The following is an 18,246-nucleotide window of genomic DNA, read 5'->3' as shown; positions in this document are numbered from 1 at the left end:
TTATGCTCTCAATAGAGCAGCTGTTTATTTTTTAATCATTATTCACCTTAGAGTCAAAGTTACTGAGTACCTGTAGTCGTTCCTTCATTCGCAGGATCATTTGTATTATTACCTGACTGTAGACTCTTCTTCGGAACGCCATCAAGTCCATATTCCCAATCATAAGCATCAAAAATTTTACGTGCGACCGGCGCAGCACTCTGGGAACCAAAGCCCCCTTCTGGAATGACTACGGCTACTGCCAGCTTAGGGTTATTTCGTGGGGCATAAGCAATAAATACACCGTTATCGCGAATTTGACCCTTTGCCACTTGTTGAGATGTTCCCGTCTTACGAGCAAAATCATAAGGGAAATCAGAAAAAGCACTAACTTCACTTCGCATACCCTGTTGAATTTCTTTCCAGTAGGATTTATCGAAGGCTGTTACTTCATCTATTACCTCACGACCGAACTCCTTGACTACTTTTCCGTCAGCATCTGTAATCTTGCTAACTAGCTGAGGTTTGATCCGCTGTCCTTCATTAGCAAGTGTAGCTACGTATTGGGCAAGCTGCAACACCGTATAACTACCTTGTTGGCCGAAAGAAGCATATACAAGTGCCGCTTGGGCGCTACCCGCAGCCTCTATATTGGTATAGTTAATCTGTCCTAAGAATTCATTTGGCAGACCACTTCCCGTGGATACACCAAGTCCAAACTCTTTCATATACTTATCCCAGACATCTACGCCTTTGCTTTTGTATTTGTCATACAATCGTTTACCGATCATGTCCACCATGAACGCATTCGACGATTTCTCAATCGCTCTTGCAGGGTCCATAGAACCGTACACATGTCCTCCGGAGTTTCTTACCTTAGTTTCATGACCTGTTTTACCAAAAGTCGCGAAACCTCTATCCGGATAGTAGGTTGAGGTTGTAAAGAGACCTTCATTCAGACCCACGAGTACGCTCAAAGGTTTAATTGTTGAACCTAGTAGCAGTACAGACCTAAGTCCATTACCTGACGTCCCTGAAGAAATCGGATTAATGGTACCGTTCTGGTAGTTATCCATGATACTGTTCCAGACATCAGTGGATAAGGATCCCGATGTCCAAATATTCGTATCGTAGTCCGGCATACTTGCCATACTGACGATATTCCCCGTATCGACTTCCATCGCTACAGCGTAACCAGTTAAAGCATTAGGATGCGTTTTACCCTGTACAGTATTGGAATGCAGCCACTTAATCTGATCCATAATCGCCTGCTCTGTCTTCATCTGAATGTTCTTATTAATAGTTGTCCAGACGTCATTGCCTTTGACAGGAGGGACTACACGTTCGACTTTCTCTGCCATGTTCTGTGGATTGACAGAGATTTCCTGATAGCCGTTTTGTCCCCGAAGCTCTCTCTGATACTGCAGCTCCAGGCCGTCAAATCCGACAAACTCGTCGTCCTTGTAAGTTAGCCCTGGCTCCGGATTGTTCTTCATAGCATTTAAGATATTCTTATAAATATTAAGGCTGTTTGCTGATTTAAAAGGCTTGATATAACCTATCGTCTGTACGGCAACCGTATCTTTATCGTAATGACGAATGCTTTCCTCGACAATTTCAAGGCCTGGGTATTCTCCCTTATGTTCCATGAAATAGGCTACTTCCTGAGTAGTCAGATCAGCCTTAATTCGCCGTGCCATAAAGCCAAGTGATTTTCGGAAATATAAATCCAGTGCGTCAATAACATCTTCTTCTGTCATCTTTTCAGCTTTTGGATCACCATATTTATTGAAATCAGTTACCAGCTTGGCTGCCAATGCATCTGACTTGGCTTTAGCTTCTGGAGTTAGGGTAGTTTTACCGGTATTTTTATCTGTTTGCTTAGCGGTATACTCCTTATTGAGCGTAATATACAGCGATTGAACCGGCGTAGAGTACGCCAACTTCTCACCTTCAGCAGCATAAATTACACCTCTCATGGATGCAAGAGGTACATTTTTGGTATCTCTGCTTGTCTCCACTTCAGTTAAAGTTGGTCCTTCCACGAATTGCAACACAGCCAGGCGTATAATAATTACGCAAAATATAACAAACGTGCTAAAGAAAAACACGTTGAGTCGCAGGCCTATGGAACTTTTACTGTTGGTCTCATCTGGAGGTGAGGCCTGCTTACGAAAAAAACTCACAGTTTATTTCTCTCCTTTTTCTCTAATTATTTTTGAACGGGGTCTGACGCAGGAGCAACATTCTTTTTTGGCACACCATCGAGCCCATACTCCCAATCATAGGCGTCAAAAATTTTACGAGCCACCGGAGCAGCGCTGTTGGAGCCAAAGCCCCCTTCTGGTATAACAACCGCTACGGCCAGCTTCGGATTTTCTCGCGGAGCAAAGGCAATAAATACCCCATTATCGCGGTTTATATTTTTTCTGTCTGTTTTTTCAGATGTACCTGTCTTACGTGCAAAATCATAAGGAAAATCATCAAAAGCACTAACTTTACTGCTCATCCCCTGTTTGATCTCTTTCCAGTAGGATTTGTCAAACGTTACTGTATTAAGCACTTCTCTTTTAAATTCCTTAACCAGCTTACCTTGTGCATCCGTGATCTTACTAACAAGTTGAGGCTTAATACGCACCCCTTCATTAGCAAGAGTAGAAGCATACTGGGCAAGCTGCAATGTAGTATAACTGCCCTGTTGGCCAAAAGAAGCATAGATAAGTGCGGCCTGCGAGCTGCCTGCGGCCTTAAGATCAGTATAGTTAATCTGGCCCGGTGATTCACCTGGGAGACCACTTTTCGTTGATACACCCAGCCCGAATTTTTTCATATAATTGTCCCAGACCTCTATGCCTTTATCCCCCGGATATTTCTTGTAAAGCTGCTTACCCACCATATCAATCATAAATACGTTAGAAGATTCTCTAATGGCTTTAGCTGGATCTAGTGGACCATATACGTGACCCGATGAATTTCTTACGGATGATTTATTATCCTTACCGAAATAAGTAATGCCCACATCTGAATAGGTTGTTGAGGTATTAAAAAAACCTTCCTTTAAACCAATTAACACACTTAATGGTTTGATCGTAGATCCCATAAACACAAGTGAACTAAAATCATGCCCTGATCTACCCGATGAATTTGAAGTAATCGTACCGTTTAGATGATTATTCATAATTTTATTCCAGACAGGTGTTGGTAAGGAGTCTTTGGTCCATACATTTGAATCGTAATCCGGCATGCTTGCCATGGCGACAATATTTCCAGTCTCCACTTCCATTGCTACCGCGTATCCGGTTAAAGCATCTGGATGCGTCTCACCTTGAACAGCATTGGTATGCAGCCATTTAATCTGATCCAATATGGCCTGTTCTGTCTTCATCTGAATCTTCTTATTAATGGTCATCCAAATATTATTACCTTTTACAGGAGCAACGTTCTGTTCAACCTTCTCAGCCATATTCTGAGGAGTCACCGAAATGACCTGATAACCATTTTCTCCTCGTAGCTCTCGTTGATACTGCATTTCCAGACCATCAAACCCCACATATTCTTCTGCTTTATACATAAGTCCAGGGGGAGAATCTTTTTTCATTTCACTACGGACATTCTTATACATCGCTATATCTTCAGTCGATTTAAACGGCTTTCCAAAGCCGACTGTCTGCACCGCTACCGTATCTTTATCGTAGTGACGAACACTCTCCTCCACGATCGTTAGCCCCGGATAATTGTCTTTATGCTCCATGAAATAGGCTATTTCCTCTGGAATTAATCCAGTCTTGATCCGTCGCGGCACATAACCTAAATACTTTTTGAAATCTAAATCTAATGAATCCAAGATATCTTGCTGCGTCAGCTTCGGCGCATTCGGATCTCCATATTTAGCAAAATCAGCTGCAAGCCTTGCTGCAAGCATATCGGAGTTGTACTTCGCCTTCTCCGTAAGTGAGGTCTCACCCGTTACTTTATCTGTCGTTCTAGCTGTATAATCTTTAGTTAATGTAAGGTAAAGCGACTCCGTAGGTGTTGAATAGGCAATCTGCTCTCCTTCGGCAGCAAAAATAATCCCACGCATCGCTGCGAGCGGAACAATTTTCGTTTCCCGGCTCGTTTCTTCTTCACTCAACAGAGCTCCCTCAGTAAACTGTAAACCTGCAAGACGTACGATAATAATACAAAAAATAAAAAAAGTGCCAAAGAAAAAAATATTCAGTCTCAAACCTACAGAATTTCTTGAAGATATCCCGTCCTTAGGCGGGAGCTGCTTACCAAACAAACTCACCAGCTTTCTCCCCTTCTACAAGCATAAACGCCTTGACCGTCCTTATAAGGAAGGTAAGTGTTTAAGCGAGAAATATAAGACATAAAGTATAGTGCTTATACTTTCTTATATTTTAAAAAAATGTCTGACAACCCTTTGCCTGAGACATTACTCTTATGATGAAGGTGAGTTCTTAGCTGCTTATTGTGAGCATGCCCTCGCATTTAAGTTAGAACTGACGTTACTTGAGTTTATTGTACCACACCCCAGGAGTTCAGCGCCCTCACTCAGAGGGCGTTCTCCCTAATATGCGTTTCATCAAAATCCTTCGGATTGAACCAATCTCCACTGCTAGCCCAAGTCGGATCCAGCGGAATCCAAGCTTGACGATCACTTATATATACTTCATTCCAAGCATGTGCACCATAACCGCCACGCCCATCATAACCCTGACCTGTTACAACGCGTACCTGCAAGCCCTGTGAACGAGCCATCACAGCGTACAGTCGGGCATAGTCTATACACACCCCTTGCCGAGTGTCGAATGTATCCTGTGGTGTCTGTTCATGCCAGACCCTGTTTTGCAAATAATTGTCAGCTTTAGCATAATCGTAAGTCACGCGTGTACCTACCCAATCATAGAGAAGTCTCGCTTTTTTCTCTTCATCTTGCGCTTGTCCAACAATGTCTTCTGCTGCTCCTATAATATCCTGAGGAATTTCATGATCGATAACCTCATATTTTCTGCGAAGGATATCATTCATCTCTGCTGCAACGGTCTTCGTCAGAATAGGAAGTTTCTTCTGCACAGTCTCACCAACAATAGGTTCAAATACAGCAGCAGCGCTCTGACTATAGATTGGAGAGGACTCCACATAACGACTAAATCCACTCTCCGGATTTAATCCAACACAGATGAATAGAGCGAGAACAATTACCAGACTACGCATTAAGCCGATAATTAATCCAACCATTGCTCCTCCCATACGGCTTACCTGCGTAATCTTTCTGTCTTTAAACTTCTTAGTACGCCGCAATTGTGGAAAAGGAAGCAACATGGATAACAGTCCTAAGAGCATACGAATTAACAGATAAGAAATCAGGAGTAACAATAGAAATCGAACTAGCGGTGATTCTGATAACACAGACACCGCCGTATAATAAATTTGCTGCCACTGTGTAAGCTTCGTATCAGGAAGACTAATCCCCGATGCCCAAGTCTCTACATAGGGATTGAGGTAGGCTGCAGCTGGGATAGCTAATACCAAAGATGCTATAGTAAATAATCCTGTTCCCAGCAGCCCAAATAATCTTCCGGTAGCGCTTGAGAAACCTCTGCTCCAGCCTTGCAATAGAGAGAAGACTACAACCAGCAGGAGGGCGATGGAGATGATATTAGCATCACTCACACTAGTCATCCATCCGTTTATCATATCCGCTCTCTCCTTTCAGTCGCGTGCTTGCTCGCTTGTTATATTTTTGAGTCCAAGCCTGTTATTGATGTTTTCGGGCTTCTTCGATAAATGTTTTTGTCGTATCTGTAACACTCCACTTTCCAAGACTAACACCACGGAAAGTAACCTCAACTTTATCTTCACCCGCCGCGCCCTTCACTTCAATATTCGGCGTTGTAATCGTAAAGGTCCCGTCTCCATTTGAAGTGTACTTCGCATCCTGCGCTTCTTTAAGCATAACCTCTTGCGCTTCCTTCTTTAGCGTGCTTACCGTTCCATCTGCCACCTTATTCACAGCGTTACCAATTTGGTCCATTGTAACACCACTATAGATGAACAAACCTACAACGATCACAATGACAATCGCCCATTTCAGAACGGTTTTAACCAAATTAACAACCGCAAACAGCAGGACAAGCGCAATTACAATAACTAGCCAATTTTCCCTTATAAACTGTGACCATACCTCTGGATCCATCAATCTCACAACACCCCTATCGCCTAGTTTCGTCCCAAGGATTCTCTCTTCCCATAGACATAACGCCAATATTAATTATTATACATGAATACCCATCATAATTCATGGTTCCACCCTCCGTAAAAGGTATACCTACTAGCGGAATTAAAAAAGCGGTATAAGCCCTCTCTGTCCCACGTAAAGTACAAGTAGTGCTTAAGAATTGGTTCTTCATTATTACGCCGTCCTGCATTCACTTGTGCTGTAGGTGGCTCTCGGAGGTGTTTCCCTGTGAAAACTGCGCTGTGGCTATACTTATTTCTCTTTTTGGCGTTCTTCGATTTACATGCTCAGTATCCCGTCCTTACGCCCTTTGCCATCTCTCTTGGTGCGGGACCCACCTTTATTGGCTGGATGATGGGCATGTACTCGTTGACCCACCTTCCCGGCAATCTGCTTGCAGGCGTACTCGTCGATCGTAATGGCTCCCGCCGCTATATCGTCTTCAGCCTTGTCGCAGCGGGAGCTATCCTACTGCTGCAAGCTCATGTACAGCTTCCATGGCATCTGCTAATGCTAAGAGCAGCAAGTGGATTCGTGCTCGCTTTCCTCTCTCCAGCCTGTATGACGTTACTCGCTTCTTTGTCATCGGATGCCACAGAGCAGGGTAAATATATGTCCGGACATGGTATCGTTCATACGTTAGCTTCAGTTGTATCGCCTGCTGCAGGAGCTTTTATCGTAGCAAAAGCCGGCTACTCTGGCACCTTCACCACACTTGGATGGCTCCTTATCGCAACAGGAATCATGGCTTTTTTTAGTGTACCTGCGCCTTCGAGACATATATTAAAGCCGCTAAGCTCAGCGCCATCAGCATTAAAAGTTCCAGATAAACCTTCTATACCAACGAAAGATGATGAACTGGTATCCAAACGGTATTACCTTTTACCTTTTTTCGTTTCCTGTTCACAAGGCGTTCTCTTTTTCGAGCTCCCACTATCTCAAACAGGGAGCAACAGTATTCTTTCCACTGGTATACTACTGTCACTCCTCAGTTTAGGTGCTTTGGTAACGCTCAGCATGCTCTTCCTGAACCGTCTTTCTCCGGGGGGAAGAATAGCAGCGGCATTACTGGGAATGGCCATCAGCTTCTTTGCACTCGCTTCATTTCACAGGATTCCGACTGCTGCGATTCTTTTTATGCTCGGCGCAGCCAAAGGAGTGTTGTTTCCTGCAATGGCATCACTCTTTATTAGTCTCGGTGGCCCTGGGCGAATGGGTCGGACTTTCTCCATGCAGTCGATAGCCATGTCACTTGGTGCATTCGCTGGGCCCGTGGCTGCTGGACAGCTAAGGTCCTTCGTTTCTCCTTACTTCATAGCCTTTCTACTACTAATGGTAGCATTGCTTCTTCTTCCACCTAAAAACACTGGTAAACTATCGAACCTCACTTCCAAATGGAACGGGCGAGCCGCATGATTCTTTGCTTTTACGACATTTCCCGGGGAATGAAGACTTTCTTGCAGAAACAGTTGTTAAAAATGACGATCCTTCGGTAAACTATAATGAGCCTGAAGCTTAGACCCATTCCCGGAGGTGATTGTCAGCTAATGTCCATAACGATTATTGTCGAAGGTAAGAACGATCGCAGCAGATTAAGGCGCGTGCTGGTACCGGAAGTAGAAATCCTATGTACCTTTGGTACATTAAATACACTAAAATTAGAATCCCTCCGGCAACAAGTAGGAGATGGAGAAGTATACCTTTATTTGGATAACGATAGCTCTGGCAAAAAAATACGCAGTGTGCTCCGGGATGCCTTCCCTGATGCCGATCATATTTATACTCGTCGCGGATATGCTGGTGTGGAAGGTACGCCTGATGAATACAACATCACTCAGCTCGAAAAAGCCGGATTAGAAGATTTCATCATCTACCCTGAACCACTTCCATTTTAGCTGAAACAAGTATAAAGATAATGTATAGCATGAAACTTATACTATCGTATATTTAAAAAAACGCCTTTTTCGTTATCCGCTCAATAAAGAGGGATTCGAAAAAGGCGTTTTTAATGTTTGATATTCTATTCCCGAGCCAATTTCGTCAGCTGATCGGCAAGAAATTCAGGAGTTACGTTCTCCGTATCTCCTGCGTCATACAATGCACGAAGTTGATTGTCTCGGTCAACTAACGCTATACGGTTGGCATGTACGAAATTTTCTTTGGAATTCCCTGCGATTAGTACTTTAAAAGAATCCGTCGCTAACTTACGAACTTCTTCCTGATCCCCCCGCAAGAAATACCATCCATCATAATTCGCCTGAAACCGGTCTGCAAAAGCCTTAATAGCTTCCCGAGTATCATTCTTCGGATCAAAAGAGATAGAGACAAAACCCGTATCTTTACCAAAACTGCCATCCTCGACCAGAATCTTCTGTGTCTGAGATAACAAAAACGTAGTTATAGGACATACATCCGGACACTGTGTAAAAAAGAAGTATACCAGCCGTGCTTTACCTTGTGTATCAGCCAGAGTAACCTGGTCTCCATTCACATTTTCAAGAGAAAAGTCCTGCACTTCTCCGATTACTGGCAATTTTTCTTTTCCTAAATTCAAAGAGTTAATTGCCAGATAACCAGCCATAATCAAAGCAAGTATTAGCAGAAGCCAAGTCCATTTATAACGCTTAAAGGTTTGCACGGACACGTATACCCTCCCTCTTCTTAACCGTGAATCGTATTCAATACAAGTACGATCAAACTAACTGTCAGGTAGTTAATGGAGAAGAGGAAATTCTTCTTCGCCCAGACTTCATCATCTTTAGCCTTAAAGCCCATCAAGGTCAATACTAACCAAGCCAAGGACAACGCTGATGAAATGATTAGAAAAAATATGCCTGCGTAATCATAGGCGTACATTAACACTGGAATAGGCAGCAAAAGGGCTACATAAGGAATCATCTGAAACTTCGTACGTCGCGTTCCTTTAACTACAGGTAGTAATGGAAATCCTGCCGCTCTATATTCTTCTTTACGTCTAATGCCCAACGCCCAGAAGTGAGGGGGTTGCCATAGAAACAACATGGCAAAGATCAGCCAAGCGCCTAGATCAACCGTTCCTGAAACCGCAACATAACCAATTACCGGGGGCATTGCTCCAGAAATCGCACCTACTGAGGTGCTCCATGTTGATGTCCGCTTCAACCAAAGCGTGTATACTACTACGTAAACGAACATACCAACAATTCCAAACAGACCGGCAAGCATTCCTGAAAAAGCAAACAGCACGATCAAACCTGCAATACCAAGCCCAATGGCGTATAATAATACAGTGTTTGGTTTCAGTCGTCCTGTAGGAAGCCCCCGTTCACGGGTTCTTTCCATTTTCATGTCCAGATCCCGGTCGAAATAGTTATTAAAAACGCAGGCTGAAGCCATAACCAGCATTGTACCGAGCAGAGTCAGAACTAATCTGCCGTAATGAACATCCCAACCCGAGGCCAGCCAATATCCCGCAAAGGCCGCAATAAGGTTAGATCGGATAATACCGGGTTTTGTTACTGCAATGAAATCACGCCAGCTAGCACCTTCCGGTGGAGATTTTGCAGACATGGCTGCAGAGTCGGAAGAAGCTTGAAATGTTATATGATTGTCCACACCTAATGATCCTCCTTCTAAACGAACATGTAACGTTCTAACCGAAGTTTTTTAACTTCGCTGTTAACTTTATCATAACAAACCCGTGAAGACTTTGACAGTCATGGAACAGTAAGTTCATGAATTCGACAATTACGTGACAATATTTATTTTGTATTTATTTCAATCCCCTTAATAACCAGAGCTGTATTTGGGTAATTATTAAATAGAGAACTTCCGAACAACAAAGGAGAACTGACCAATGGATACTGCTACACATTTAGTTATGGGCCTAGGCTTAGCTGGGCTTTCCTTCGTTGATCCCATCGTTGCTTCTGATCCGAAACTGGCGGGAGCTGTTATGCTTGCAACAGTGCTCGCCTCTCAGGCTCCTGATGCCGATACTGCGCTACGACTGAAGGACAATGCAATGTATATTCGAAATCACCGAGGAATCACACATTCCCTACCCTTTCTAATTCTGTGGCCCGCCCTGATTTCCTTCGTGTTAGGGCCCTTATTTGGTTTTACTGATTTACAAGCTCTAAGCCATATTGCGCTCTGGAGCTTCATTGGTGTAGGTGTTCACGTATTTTCTGATCTATTTAATACCTATGGCACTCAGGCTGCACGTCCATTCACGGAGAAATGGATTGCATGGAACATCATCCACATTTTTGATCCATTTATATTTGGTAGCCATATCGCAGCCATCCTTCTCTGGATCACCGGGATCATTCCACCGCAACCTTTATTTATTACGCTGTATGCCTGTACTATTCTTTATTATATTTGGAGAACCGTCGTTCACGCACGTCTCACGCGTAATATTAAGCTTAAGGATTTACATCATAGTGCCGGCGAACGTTATATTGTAATCCCTACAATTTCACTAAAGCGCTGGAACGTAGTAAAAGTGAAAAAAGATGGTAGTTATGATGTTGGACAGTTAGTCAATAATCGACTGGAATGGTTCAAACATGCTGTATGCTCGAATCATCCCGCTGTGGAGATATCCAAGTCGCACCCTGATATTCAGTCCTTTCTATACTTCACCTCTTATGCAGTAGCCGAAGTCGAGGAACTTTCTTCAGGATATATGGTTCGCTGGGGGGACGTACGTTATTTACATCGCAAACAATACCCGTTTGTGGCTGTATTAGTGATGGACAATCAATATCGCCCTTTAAATACTTATGTTGGTTGGCTTAGCAGCGAGAAGCTCGACAAACGATTTTCCATTGACCCTGGTTCTTTACGATGAAACTGTAGACTTACGCAGAGATCTATTCTATAATCACAAAAAATCCCGGAGTATTATTATCATACTCCGGGATTCATTTTAGCAGACATAGAAAGGAAGGCTCTCTTAATGGGTAAAGGACTTTCACTTTGGTTCGCTTGTTCTTCTATTCTTATTCTTACTGCCGCTTCGATCGCGATCAGTTATAGCTTTTGGTTGGCACTTCTGCTCGGGTTTCTCTGTGTCATGAATATTGGCTGGGGATTTATTCTCAAGGCCAAGATCAGACGCAAACAGGAAAGCCTAAGCGCTGATTAGATTAACGAGCTGGCAGAAATCCCATCCGCTCTTTAACTCCATTCAACGTCTCAGTTGCAACAATACGTGCACGACCAGCACCTTCAGCAAGAATATCTGTAATCGCACCCGAGCTACGAATTTCATTATATCTTTGTTGTAAAGGCTCAAGCGTAGCTACAACCACTTCAGCAAGATCTTTCTTAAAGCCGCCATACATTTGCCCTTCATAACGATCGGCAATTTGCTGGAGTGTCATTCCAGAACATTCGGAATAAATACTCATCAAATTACTGATCTCTGGCTTATTAGCTGGATCAAAAATTACTTCACGTCCTGAATCAGTCGTTGCACGGCTGATTTTTTTACGGATTACGTCCGGTGAATCTAACAGAGCAATGTAGCTGCCTGCGTTAGGACTGCTCTTGCTCATTTTTTTGGTGCCATCATCCAGAGACATAATACGTGCACCCACCTCTGGAATGTACGGCTCCGGAATGATAAAGAATTCGCCAAAACGATTATTGAAGCGACCAGCTAAATCACGAGTCAGCTCCAAATGTTGTTTCTGATCTTCTCCAACTGGCACAAGATCCGCATTATAAACAAGAATATCTGCTGCCATCAAGGAAGGATAGACGAATAAACCAGCGCCAACAGAATCTTTACCTGATGATTTATCTTTAAACTGGGTCATACGCTCCAGCTCGCCCATTGCTGTAAGTGTCGTCATGATCCAGCCCAGTTCAGCGTGTTGTGGCACATGCGACTGCATATAGACATTAGAACGTGCAGGATCAATTCCTGCTGCAATAAAGAGGGCCGCTACGGACTCTGACTGCTCACGAAGTGCCGCAGGATCTTGTGCTACAGTGATTGCATGCATATCGACAACCATAAAGAAACATTGATGATCATCTTGCAGCTTCACAAAATTTTTCAGTGCTCCAATGTAGTTCCCCAGTGTAAGTGAACCGCTTGGCTGAATGCCTGACATTACTTTTTTCATAATATAGACCTCCGTTTGATGTCATTTCTAAGTTTCCGAGAACGCAAAAAAAGCCTCATCCGCAAGGGACGTGAGACCGTGGTGCCACCCTTATTCGCTGCTTAATCTTGTTTAGACAAGAAAAAAACAGCCTTAGTCTTCCGTTAACGGGGAAGATCCGGCCGGTCTACTAGGGCATTTAGCTCCCGTTCAAGCTCGGCGCTCAGGGGTCCATTCATCAGGTTTGTCCTACCGGTTCGCATCAACCACCGGCTTTCTGAAGGTGCAATACCTGCCTACTTGTCCCCGTCATCACATTATCATCATGAATTAATGCCTTCATCATAGAACCATAAAGAGAAGTTGTCAAATCACTTAACCACTACCGTATAAATCTGTTATGATAAGGTTATCCATGTTCTATTCGATTACAGTTACGATAAAGGAGCATATCTCATGAAACAGGTGACCAAAGGGCAGTGGGGCGGTTATGATACTTATATTTTGCACAGCCGTGAACTGGAAGTCACGCTTTTGCCGCGACTAGGAAATAACGTGATTTCATTGTTTGATGTAAAGAAACAACGGGAAATTCTACGGCGGCCTGATGAAAGCGATCAAGCTTTCTTTATGCAAAAACCTTACCATTTTGGCATGCCGCTATTAATTCCACCCGGAAGAATTCGCAAGGGCCAATTTCAGTTCGAGGGTACAAGTTATCAATTTGACCAGAATACCGCTAATGACAATCATATTCATGGTCTACACCGAACTCAGGCTTGGTGTGTCAGCGATATTGAAGAAGATGAGGATGGTTGCGCGGTCACTACTGAATTCCGAACGGAAGATGATCCTCACTGGATGGAGCAATTCCCTATCCCACTTAAATTCGAAATGACGTTTAGGCTTCAGGAAGCCCGATTTACCCAAACTTTAAAGGTTACAAATCTTGGAGATCATCGAATTCCTTTTGGGATCGGTTATCACACCTGGTTTATGATTGATGGAGAACCTGAGCGCTGGAATCTTAAGCTCCCAGTAAATAGTATTTATGAACTGAACGATGAATTGCTCCCTAGCGGCAATCTGATTCCACTTGGTGATCTGGAAGCCTTGAACACCGGAATGAACATGCAGGGAACTAATTTTGATACTGCTCTACGTATTGGAGAAAAACAGCCTGTAGAAGCCTTATTATTACGCGATGATGGTTATGGCCTTCGTTATACTGCTGACGAGAATCTATTCCGTCACTGGGTGCTATATACCAAAGGACCGGCTGATCAATTTCTGTGTATTGAGCCCTATACATGGCTCGCGAATGCACCGAATGTATCCGAGGATGCTTCCTTCACAGGTCTTTTAACGGTAGAACCCGGTCAGAGTCAGAATCTATCCACCGTGCTGGAAATGATCTATCCTGAGATTTAAAGCAGATATACATTATATCGGTCTTGCCTTGCGATTACGTAAGGGAAGACCGATTTTTTTGTGTAATCCCTAGTAATAAAGGATTTCTATCCTCACTTTTATTTCACTAATAATTACCATCCTTAAAACCTTTCGAAGTGATGCATGAATTAACCTCTTAGCGCTCATACTATCTTCACAACGGGCGAAGGAGGTGACACACATGGGTCAAGCAGGTCAAGGTCGTAGCAGCCGTTCCAATAACCTGGTCGTTCCTCAAGCAACTGCGGCATTGCAACAGTTGAAATATGAAGCAGCACAGGAGCTTGGAGTAACGATCCCAGCTGACGGTTATTACGGGAACTACACTTCTCGCGAAACTGGTTCTCTGGGCGGTTACATCACTAAACGTCTAGTACAACTGGCAGAACAACAACTGTCTGGTCGTCAGTAACAACGTTATCTTAAGTGTTTTATCCGGCTAGGGCGATATCAAGCATAAAGCCTAAAGCCGAGTAGCTTTCGAGCCCTCTCACACTTCTTTCTGAAGCTGTGGGAGGGTTTTTGATTTTCACAATTATTGAAATTTTATGTAAACAACGCTTAACCAAAAAACTGTTCGGAACTTTCAGCAAAGGCATTACGAGGTGATCGAATCATTAGATTCGCCATATTATAATTGGACTCCAATGTAGCATCTACAATCACCATTCCCTGTCTAATGGCGAATTCATAAGAAATCTCACCATGCGTCCAACGCCGCTTGTATTTCAGGCTTTCCAGTGCCATTAGTCGAAAAGAAGACTGTTGTCCATCTGTCATCCCTTCTTTTGCATCAGTGAATCCCCCGCTTCGCCCAGAAAGAGGATTATGTCGTATCCCGAATTTTCCGATCATGTTATTTCGTATTTGCACAAAAACCGTACCAGAAGTTAATCCCGATAATTCTTCCTGCAGCTCCTTAAACACCATATCCATCTGTCTCGCTAATGATAATTGTTCCGTCTTAAGCATTACTTCTCCTCCTAAAAGTTTTGTGAGCATAGCTTGATTTGAGTGCACTTCGCAGAACTGACTTCGTAAGCGCTTGCTTATTTTTGTGAGTTCAGCCAAGTGGTACTCTAGCGTGCCTTATATAAGGCTTAAGACTCATTATAGGTTACTAACAAATGGCAAACAACATTATTCGGCAAAATTGGGTTATTATCCCTATAGATGCGCGAAATCCATAGATTAATCGCATATTTCTTTTTATAAATCGTGATTTTTCGACATTTTATCATTAAAAAAAGCCCCTGTATCAGGGACTTTTGCGTGTTCATGCTGAAAAATTGTTGTTTTTTCTACCGCTAAATTTGTCTTAGTTTAGACTTTTTCAAACTAATTGCTCCGTCATCTCCAAGAACTCATTAATGTCAGCTACAATCAGATCTGTAGCGCCTTGCCAGAAGTCCGGCTTCGTAAGATCCACACCCAGATGCTTAAGTACCAAATCCTCTAAAGTCATCACACCAGTATCTTGCAACAAGCTATCGTATTTGTCTGCAAAGGACGCTCCTTCTTGCAGAGCCAGTCGATACAAGCCTGTGCTGAACATGTAGCCAACGGTGTAAGGGAAGTTATAGAACGGCACATCTGTGATATAAAAATGCAGTTTAGAAGCCCAGAAATGAGGATGGTATTCCGAAAGCACCCCACAGAAGGCTTCCTTCTGTGCTTCCACCATCAATTCAGACAGTTCCTCAGCATTTACAAGGCCTTCCTTACGTTTCTCATAAAAACGAGTCTCGAATAAGAACCGAGCGTGAATGTTCATAAAGAAAGCTACGCTGTTTTGAATTTTCGTTTCAAGCAACGCCAGTTTCTCTTCAGCGTTGCCAGCGGCTTTAACCTGAGCGTCAGATACAATGACCTCTGCGAAGGTTGAAGCAGTCTCTGCAACGTTCATAGCGTAGTTCTGATTAAACACAGGTTGATCATCCAGCAAGTAAGAATGATAAGCATGTCCCAGCTCATGTGCCAAGGTTGAAACATTGGAAGTTGTACCGCTATAAGTCATGAAAATCCGCGATTCCTTACTCTCAGGGAAGGATGTACAGAAACCTCCAGGACGTTTTCCCGGACGATCCTCAACCTCAATCCAGTTATTATCAAAAGCACGCTCTGCAAACTCTGCCATCTTCGGACTAAATTTGCGGAACTGGGTAACGATATCTTTAGCGGCCTGATCATATGGGATTTTACCTGAAGATTTACCCACTGGCGCTTCGACATCTACCCAGGAAAGAGCATCCAGTCCAAGCAGCTTAGCTTTACGCTGAAGATAGGTCACGAGTGCAGGCTTGCTATTCGTAATCACGTCCCACATCGCATTCAAAGTATCTTGTGACATACGATTGATGCTTAGCGGATCTTTCAGAATATCTTCCCAACCTCTTCCTTTATAGAGCTTCAGACGGAAGCCTGCTAAGTGATTCAAGGTATCCGCACAGTTATCTGCTGCTTCGGTCCATGCTTCTTCCCATTTATGGAACATGGATTGACGTACTTTCGGATCTGGATCATCCAGCTTGTTAAAAGCTTGACCTGCGGAGAGCAGCTTTGTTCCTTCTTCATCCTCAAATGGGATCTTAATCGAGCTTACAATCGTATCATAGTGCCCGCTCCATCCATGATATCCGTCAACGGCTAGTTCAAGCGCTAAGCTTTCCAACTCTGGGCTCATCTTCTCACGGGCCAAGTCACGGCTCTCGCTCAGCACGAACGTTAATGGAGCAATCTCCGGACGTGCCATCCACTCTGCCCATACCTTGTCTGTAGTCTGACGAAGCACGTTACTGAATTGTGAGCTAATACCTTCGAATCCGGCACGCATACTTGTCACTCGAGCCGCCAGTCTTACCGCACCTTTGTCAATTTGATTCTGAGCGCCCAGACAGTCTGCGAAGGAAGAGACCTCCACAAGTCTTCCTGAACAGCTCTGAAGCAGTTCTATAACCTCGTCCAGCGCCTTTGTAGACTCAACATCCGTTGGAGCTACAGCATTCTTCACCAGACCCTGTAAGGCTGCAATATCTTGTTCAAGATTCTTTAAAAAGCTTTCTAACTCAGTAGAGGACGATCCTCCAGGAAATATGGAATCAAGTTCCCAAGTCAGTGATAATGGTTGTTTCATGTCTTCTCACCATTCCTTTGCTCTCATTTCGTTTTCTTTGTAATTGAATTAACACCGTGGTAAAGTGAATAACGATACCGGAACATTCATAGCCGATAAACTTTAGGAGGGCATCCATATGAAGCCACTACAAATTTCACCGGAAACAGCCATAACGTTATCAAAGCAACTAGGCGTTCCACTGGAACACTTGATGCATATGCCCCAACATATTTTGCTACAAAAAATAGCTGAGCTATCCAAAAAGCAGAATTCACCGCAAGCTGAGGATGGAAATGAAGAGTCTCCTTCTGGGAAGGATTCACAATGATTCCTTTTAGTCATACCTGGCCTTATGACATTATTTTAGGCGATATGTATGTGCAGTATTGCCCGTTCTGCAACTCGGAGAATGTTCTTCTCCCTATGAAGCCAAAAGAGTTGCAAATCGTTCGTGACGGCAAGAAAAAACTACTTGTCTTCCCATGTTGCAGCGCCAGTCCCACAGTTGTAGATAACGACGGAGATTACCTCCTATTCGATCGGGCAGTCCGATAAATAGAAGGTCATCTAAATCCCAATCTTACCATTTTTATAAAGCGCAGACGAGAGCATTACTCTCTTCTGCGCTTTTTGTTGTTCGTGAAGCTTTAAGAACCTGAAGGCAATCCATCGGCATCAATATCTACAGCTTCGCCGCGCATTTGCTCTCTTAGCACAACCCACTGCTCCCTGGCAGCTCGAATCATCGCAGCATCCATAATCTTCTGATCATTAATCAGGCGTGAGAACCACATTACAGCCACAGAGAACTCTCCGATGCGCCGGTTAAGTTCGCCGATAAGATACATGAGCCGGGCATCATTGCCAGCTATTCCGTCTTTTTCGTATACCTTCACATATTCAGCTAATGAATAGCGCAAAAAGCGTTGTTCCTGTTCCGTATTCCCTTGATATCGATACAACCAGGCAATGTGATGAAGCAGACTTGCAATAATTCGATCCTTATCGTTAATACTTTGAGCGCATAAAAGCGCCAGTTTATAGGTCTCAAGTGCAGTTTCCCAGCTTCGTTTATCCCCAAAGTCACGGCTCTTCCATCGTTTTCCTACCTGTTCATTAAATGCTTTTCGCTGCAGATCCGTCAGCTTGTCCGCTGAATTTTCTGTAGAGGCAAACCCACAACTCGGGCAGACACGTACAACATAATAATCCGGATTCTCGTTTTTGTAATATGCGCAAAAATCAGCATCGCGGCGGATAGCCTTTTTTAGGCTAGGGCGTACGCGAGAGGTTGAAAATTCATGTTCACAATTGCAACATTTGACCTTAATAGAATATAGGGGTATTAACTCTGGCAA

Annotated in this window: 18 protein-coding genes and 1 other annotated feature; of the genes, 8 read left to right on the top strand and 10 right to left on the bottom strand. The window is 43.6% G+C overall.

All coding sequences use genetic code 11. The features are described 5' to 3' along the window. Positions 1–59: 59 nt before the first annotated feature. The 4 genes from MKX35_RS08230 to MKX35_RS08215 form a co-directional block, all read right to left on the bottom strand. Positions 60–2,165 (bottom strand): peptidoglycan D,D-transpeptidase FtsI family protein, encoded by a 2,106-nt coding sequence (locus tag MKX35_RS08230; protein WP_076300349.1) that lies wholly within the window; start codon positions 2,163–2,165, stop codon positions 60–62. Positions 2,166–2,191: 26 nt separating this feature from the next. Then, positions 2,192–4,267, bottom strand: a complete 2,076-nt coding sequence (locus MKX35_RS08225; protein WP_076285254.1) for a peptidoglycan D,D-transpeptidase FtsI family protein — start codon at positions 4,265–4,267, stop codon at positions 2,192–2,194. Positions 4,268–4,533: 266 nt separating this feature from the next. Continuing rightward, positions 4,534–5,679: a transglutaminase domain-containing protein gene (locus MKX35_RS08220; RefSeq protein ID WP_076300350.1), complete on the bottom strand. Its 1,146-nt coding sequence runs from the start codon at positions 5,677–5,679 to the stop codon at positions 4,534–4,536. Positions 5,680–5,740: 61 nt separating this feature from the next. Further along, positions 5,741–6,178, bottom strand: a complete 438-nt coding sequence (locus MKX35_RS08215; protein ID WP_042191604.1) for a hypothetical protein — start codon at positions 6,176–6,178, stop codon at positions 5,741–5,743. Positions 6,179–6,448: 270 nt separating this feature from the next. Between MKX35_RS08215 and MKX35_RS08210 the strand changes: the two genes are divergently transcribed. Both MKX35_RS08210 and MKX35_RS08205 read left to right on the top strand, forming a co-directional pair. Further along, positions 6,449–7,636, top strand: a complete 1,188-nt coding sequence (locus MKX35_RS08210) for an MFS transporter (protein WP_076300351.1) — start codon at positions 6,449–6,451, stop codon at positions 7,634–7,636. 131 nt (positions 7,637–7,767) lie between these two features. Next, complete coding sequence (locus MKX35_RS08205) at positions 7,768–8,115, top strand: DNA primase (protein ID WP_076285257.1); 348 nt, start codon at positions 7,768–7,770, stop codon at positions 8,113–8,115. Positions 8,116–8,240: 125 nt separating this feature from the next. Here the strand turns inward: MKX35_RS08205 and MKX35_RS08200 are convergent, their stop codons facing one another. Beyond that, positions 8,241–8,864, bottom strand: coding sequence for an SCO family protein (locus tag MKX35_RS08200; RefSeq protein WP_305953490.1), 624 nt, complete (start codon positions 8,862–8,864; stop codon positions 8,241–8,243). Between the two features lie 17 nt (positions 8,865–8,881). Next, positions 8,882–9,814 carry a heme o synthase gene (gene cyoE, locus MKX35_RS08195; RefSeq protein WP_042191612.1) on the bottom strand — a complete coding sequence of 311 codons (933 nt, stop codon included), beginning with the start codon at positions 9,812–9,814 and terminating at the stop codon, positions 8,882–8,884. Between the two features lie 241 nt (positions 9,815–10,055). On the opposite strand from cyoE, the gene MKX35_RS08190 reads away from it, so the two are divergent. Both MKX35_RS08190 and MKX35_RS08185 read left to right on the top strand, forming a co-directional pair. Next, a complete protein-coding gene (locus tag MKX35_RS08190) occupies positions 10,056–11,057 on the top strand; it encodes a metal-dependent hydrolase (RefSeq protein WP_076300352.1) in 1,002 nt (333 codons plus the stop codon). A gap of 108 nt (positions 11,058–11,165) precedes the next feature. Further along, positions 11,166–11,354 (top strand): hypothetical protein, encoded by a 189-nt coding sequence (locus tag MKX35_RS08185; protein ID WP_042130914.1) that lies wholly within the window; start codon positions 11,166–11,168, stop codon positions 11,352–11,354. 1 nt (position 11,355) lies between these two features. Here the strand turns inward: MKX35_RS08185 and trpS are convergent, their stop codons facing one another. Continuing rightward, positions 11,356–12,342 (bottom strand): tryptophan--tRNA ligase, encoded by a 987-nt coding sequence (gene trpS / locus MKX35_RS08180; protein WP_076300353.1) that lies wholly within the window; start codon positions 12,340–12,342, stop codon positions 11,356–11,358. Between the two features lie 61 nt (positions 12,343–12,403). Then, positions 12,404–12,643: a binding site (T-box leader), on the bottom strand. A 134-nt stretch (positions 12,644–12,777) separates the two neighbouring features. Between trpS and MKX35_RS08175 the strand changes: the two genes are divergently transcribed. Together MKX35_RS08175 and MKX35_RS08170 are read left to right on the top strand one after the other, a co-directional pair. Then, entirely contained in the window at positions 12,778–13,752 is a 975-nt protein-coding gene (locus MKX35_RS08175; RefSeq protein WP_076300354.1) for an aldose 1-epimerase, read from the top strand. 202 nt (positions 13,753–13,954) lie between these two features. Next, on the top strand, positions 13,955–14,185 hold the full coding sequence (locus MKX35_RS08170) for an alpha/beta-type small acid-soluble spore protein (RefSeq protein WP_042130917.1): 231 nt from the start codon (positions 13,955–13,957) through the stop codon (positions 14,183–14,185). 149 nt (positions 14,186–14,334) lie between these two features. Here the strand turns inward: MKX35_RS08170 and MKX35_RS08165 are convergent, their stop codons facing one another. Further along, positions 14,335–14,745 carry an O-methyltransferase gene (locus MKX35_RS08165; protein ID WP_076285261.1) on the bottom strand — a complete coding sequence of 137 codons (411 nt, stop codon included), beginning with the start codon at positions 14,743–14,745 and terminating at the stop codon, positions 14,335–14,337. Between the two features lie 361 nt (positions 14,746–15,106). Further along, complete coding sequence (locus MKX35_RS08160) at positions 15,107–16,906, bottom strand: M3 family oligoendopeptidase (RefSeq protein WP_076300355.1); 1,800 nt, start codon at positions 16,904–16,906, stop codon at positions 15,107–15,109. Between the two features lie 118 nt (positions 16,907–17,024). Here MKX35_RS08160 and MKX35_RS08155 point away from each other — a divergent pair, with 118 nt between their 5' ends. Beyond that, positions 17,025–17,216, top strand: coding sequence for a YycC family protein (locus MKX35_RS08155; protein ID WP_042130920.1), 192 nt, complete (start codon positions 17,025–17,027; stop codon positions 17,214–17,216). After that, positions 17,213–17,443, top strand: coding sequence for a hypothetical protein (locus MKX35_RS08150; protein WP_042130921.1), 231 nt, complete (start codon positions 17,213–17,215; stop codon positions 17,441–17,443). The genes MKX35_RS08155 and MKX35_RS08150 overlap by 4 nt, the downstream gene beginning before the upstream one ends. Positions 17,444–17,535: 92 nt before the next feature. Here MKX35_RS08150 and MKX35_RS08145 read toward each other — a convergent pair whose 3' ends face one another. Continuing rightward, on the bottom strand, positions 17,536–18,246 hold the full coding sequence (locus MKX35_RS08145; RefSeq protein ID WP_076285264.1) for a DUF2225 domain-containing protein: 711 nt from the start codon (positions 18,244–18,246) through the stop codon (positions 17,536–17,538).

Origin of the sequence: Paenibacillus sp. FSL R5-0923, from assembly GCF_038009145.1 — a bacterium.
Lineage (GTDB): Bacteria > Bacillota > Bacilli > Paenibacillales > Paenibacillaceae > Paenibacillus_AQ.
Note: the sequence above shows the minus strand (reverse complement) of the source record. Positions and strands in the feature narration are given on the sequence as shown.

Bases quoted from the DNA above. Each gene is read 5' to 3' on its own strand.
- MKX35_RS08160 (WP_076300355.1), bottom strand. From the start codon at position 16,906: ATGAAACAACCATTATCACTGACTTGGGAACTTGATTCCATATTTCCT.
- MKX35_RS08220 (WP_076300350.1), bottom strand. From the start codon at position 5,679: ATGATAAACGGATGGATGACTAGTGTGAGTGATGCTAATATCATCTCC.
- MKX35_RS08155 (WP_042130920.1), top strand. From the start codon at position 17,025: ATGAAGCCACTACAAATTTCACCGGAAACAGCCATAACGTTATCAAAG.
- MKX35_RS08150 (WP_042130921.1), top strand. From the start codon at position 17,213: ATGATTCCTTTTAGTCATACCTGGCCTTATGACATTATTTTAGGCGAT.
- MKX35_RS08185 (WP_042130914.1), top strand. From the start codon at position 11,166: ATGGGTAAAGGACTTTCACTTTGGTTCGCTTGTTCTTCTATTCTTATT.
- MKX35_RS08170 (WP_042130917.1), top strand. From the start codon at position 13,955: ATGGGTCAAGCAGGTCAAGGTCGTAGCAGCCGTTCCAATAACCTGGTC.
- MKX35_RS08190 (WP_076300352.1), top strand. From the start codon at position 10,056: ATGGATACTGCTACACATTTAGTTATGGGCCTAGGCTTAGCTGGGCTT.
- trpS (WP_076300353.1), bottom strand. From the start codon at position 12,342: ATGAAAAAAGTAATGTCAGGCATTCAGCCAAGCGGTTCACTTACACTG.
- MKX35_RS08205 (WP_076285257.1), top strand. From the start codon at position 7,768: ATGTCCATAACGATTATTGTCGAAGGTAAGAACGATCGCAGCAGATTA.
- MKX35_RS08215 (WP_042191604.1), bottom strand. From the start codon at position 6,178: ATGGATCCAGAGGTATGGTCACAGTTTATAAGGGAAAATTGGCTAGTT.
- MKX35_RS08165 (WP_076285261.1), bottom strand. From the start codon at position 14,745: ATGCTTAAGACGGAACAATTATCATTAGCGAGACAGATGGATATGGTG.
- MKX35_RS08175 (WP_076300354.1), top strand. From the start codon at position 12,778: ATGAAACAGGTGACCAAAGGGCAGTGGGGCGGTTATGATACTTATATT.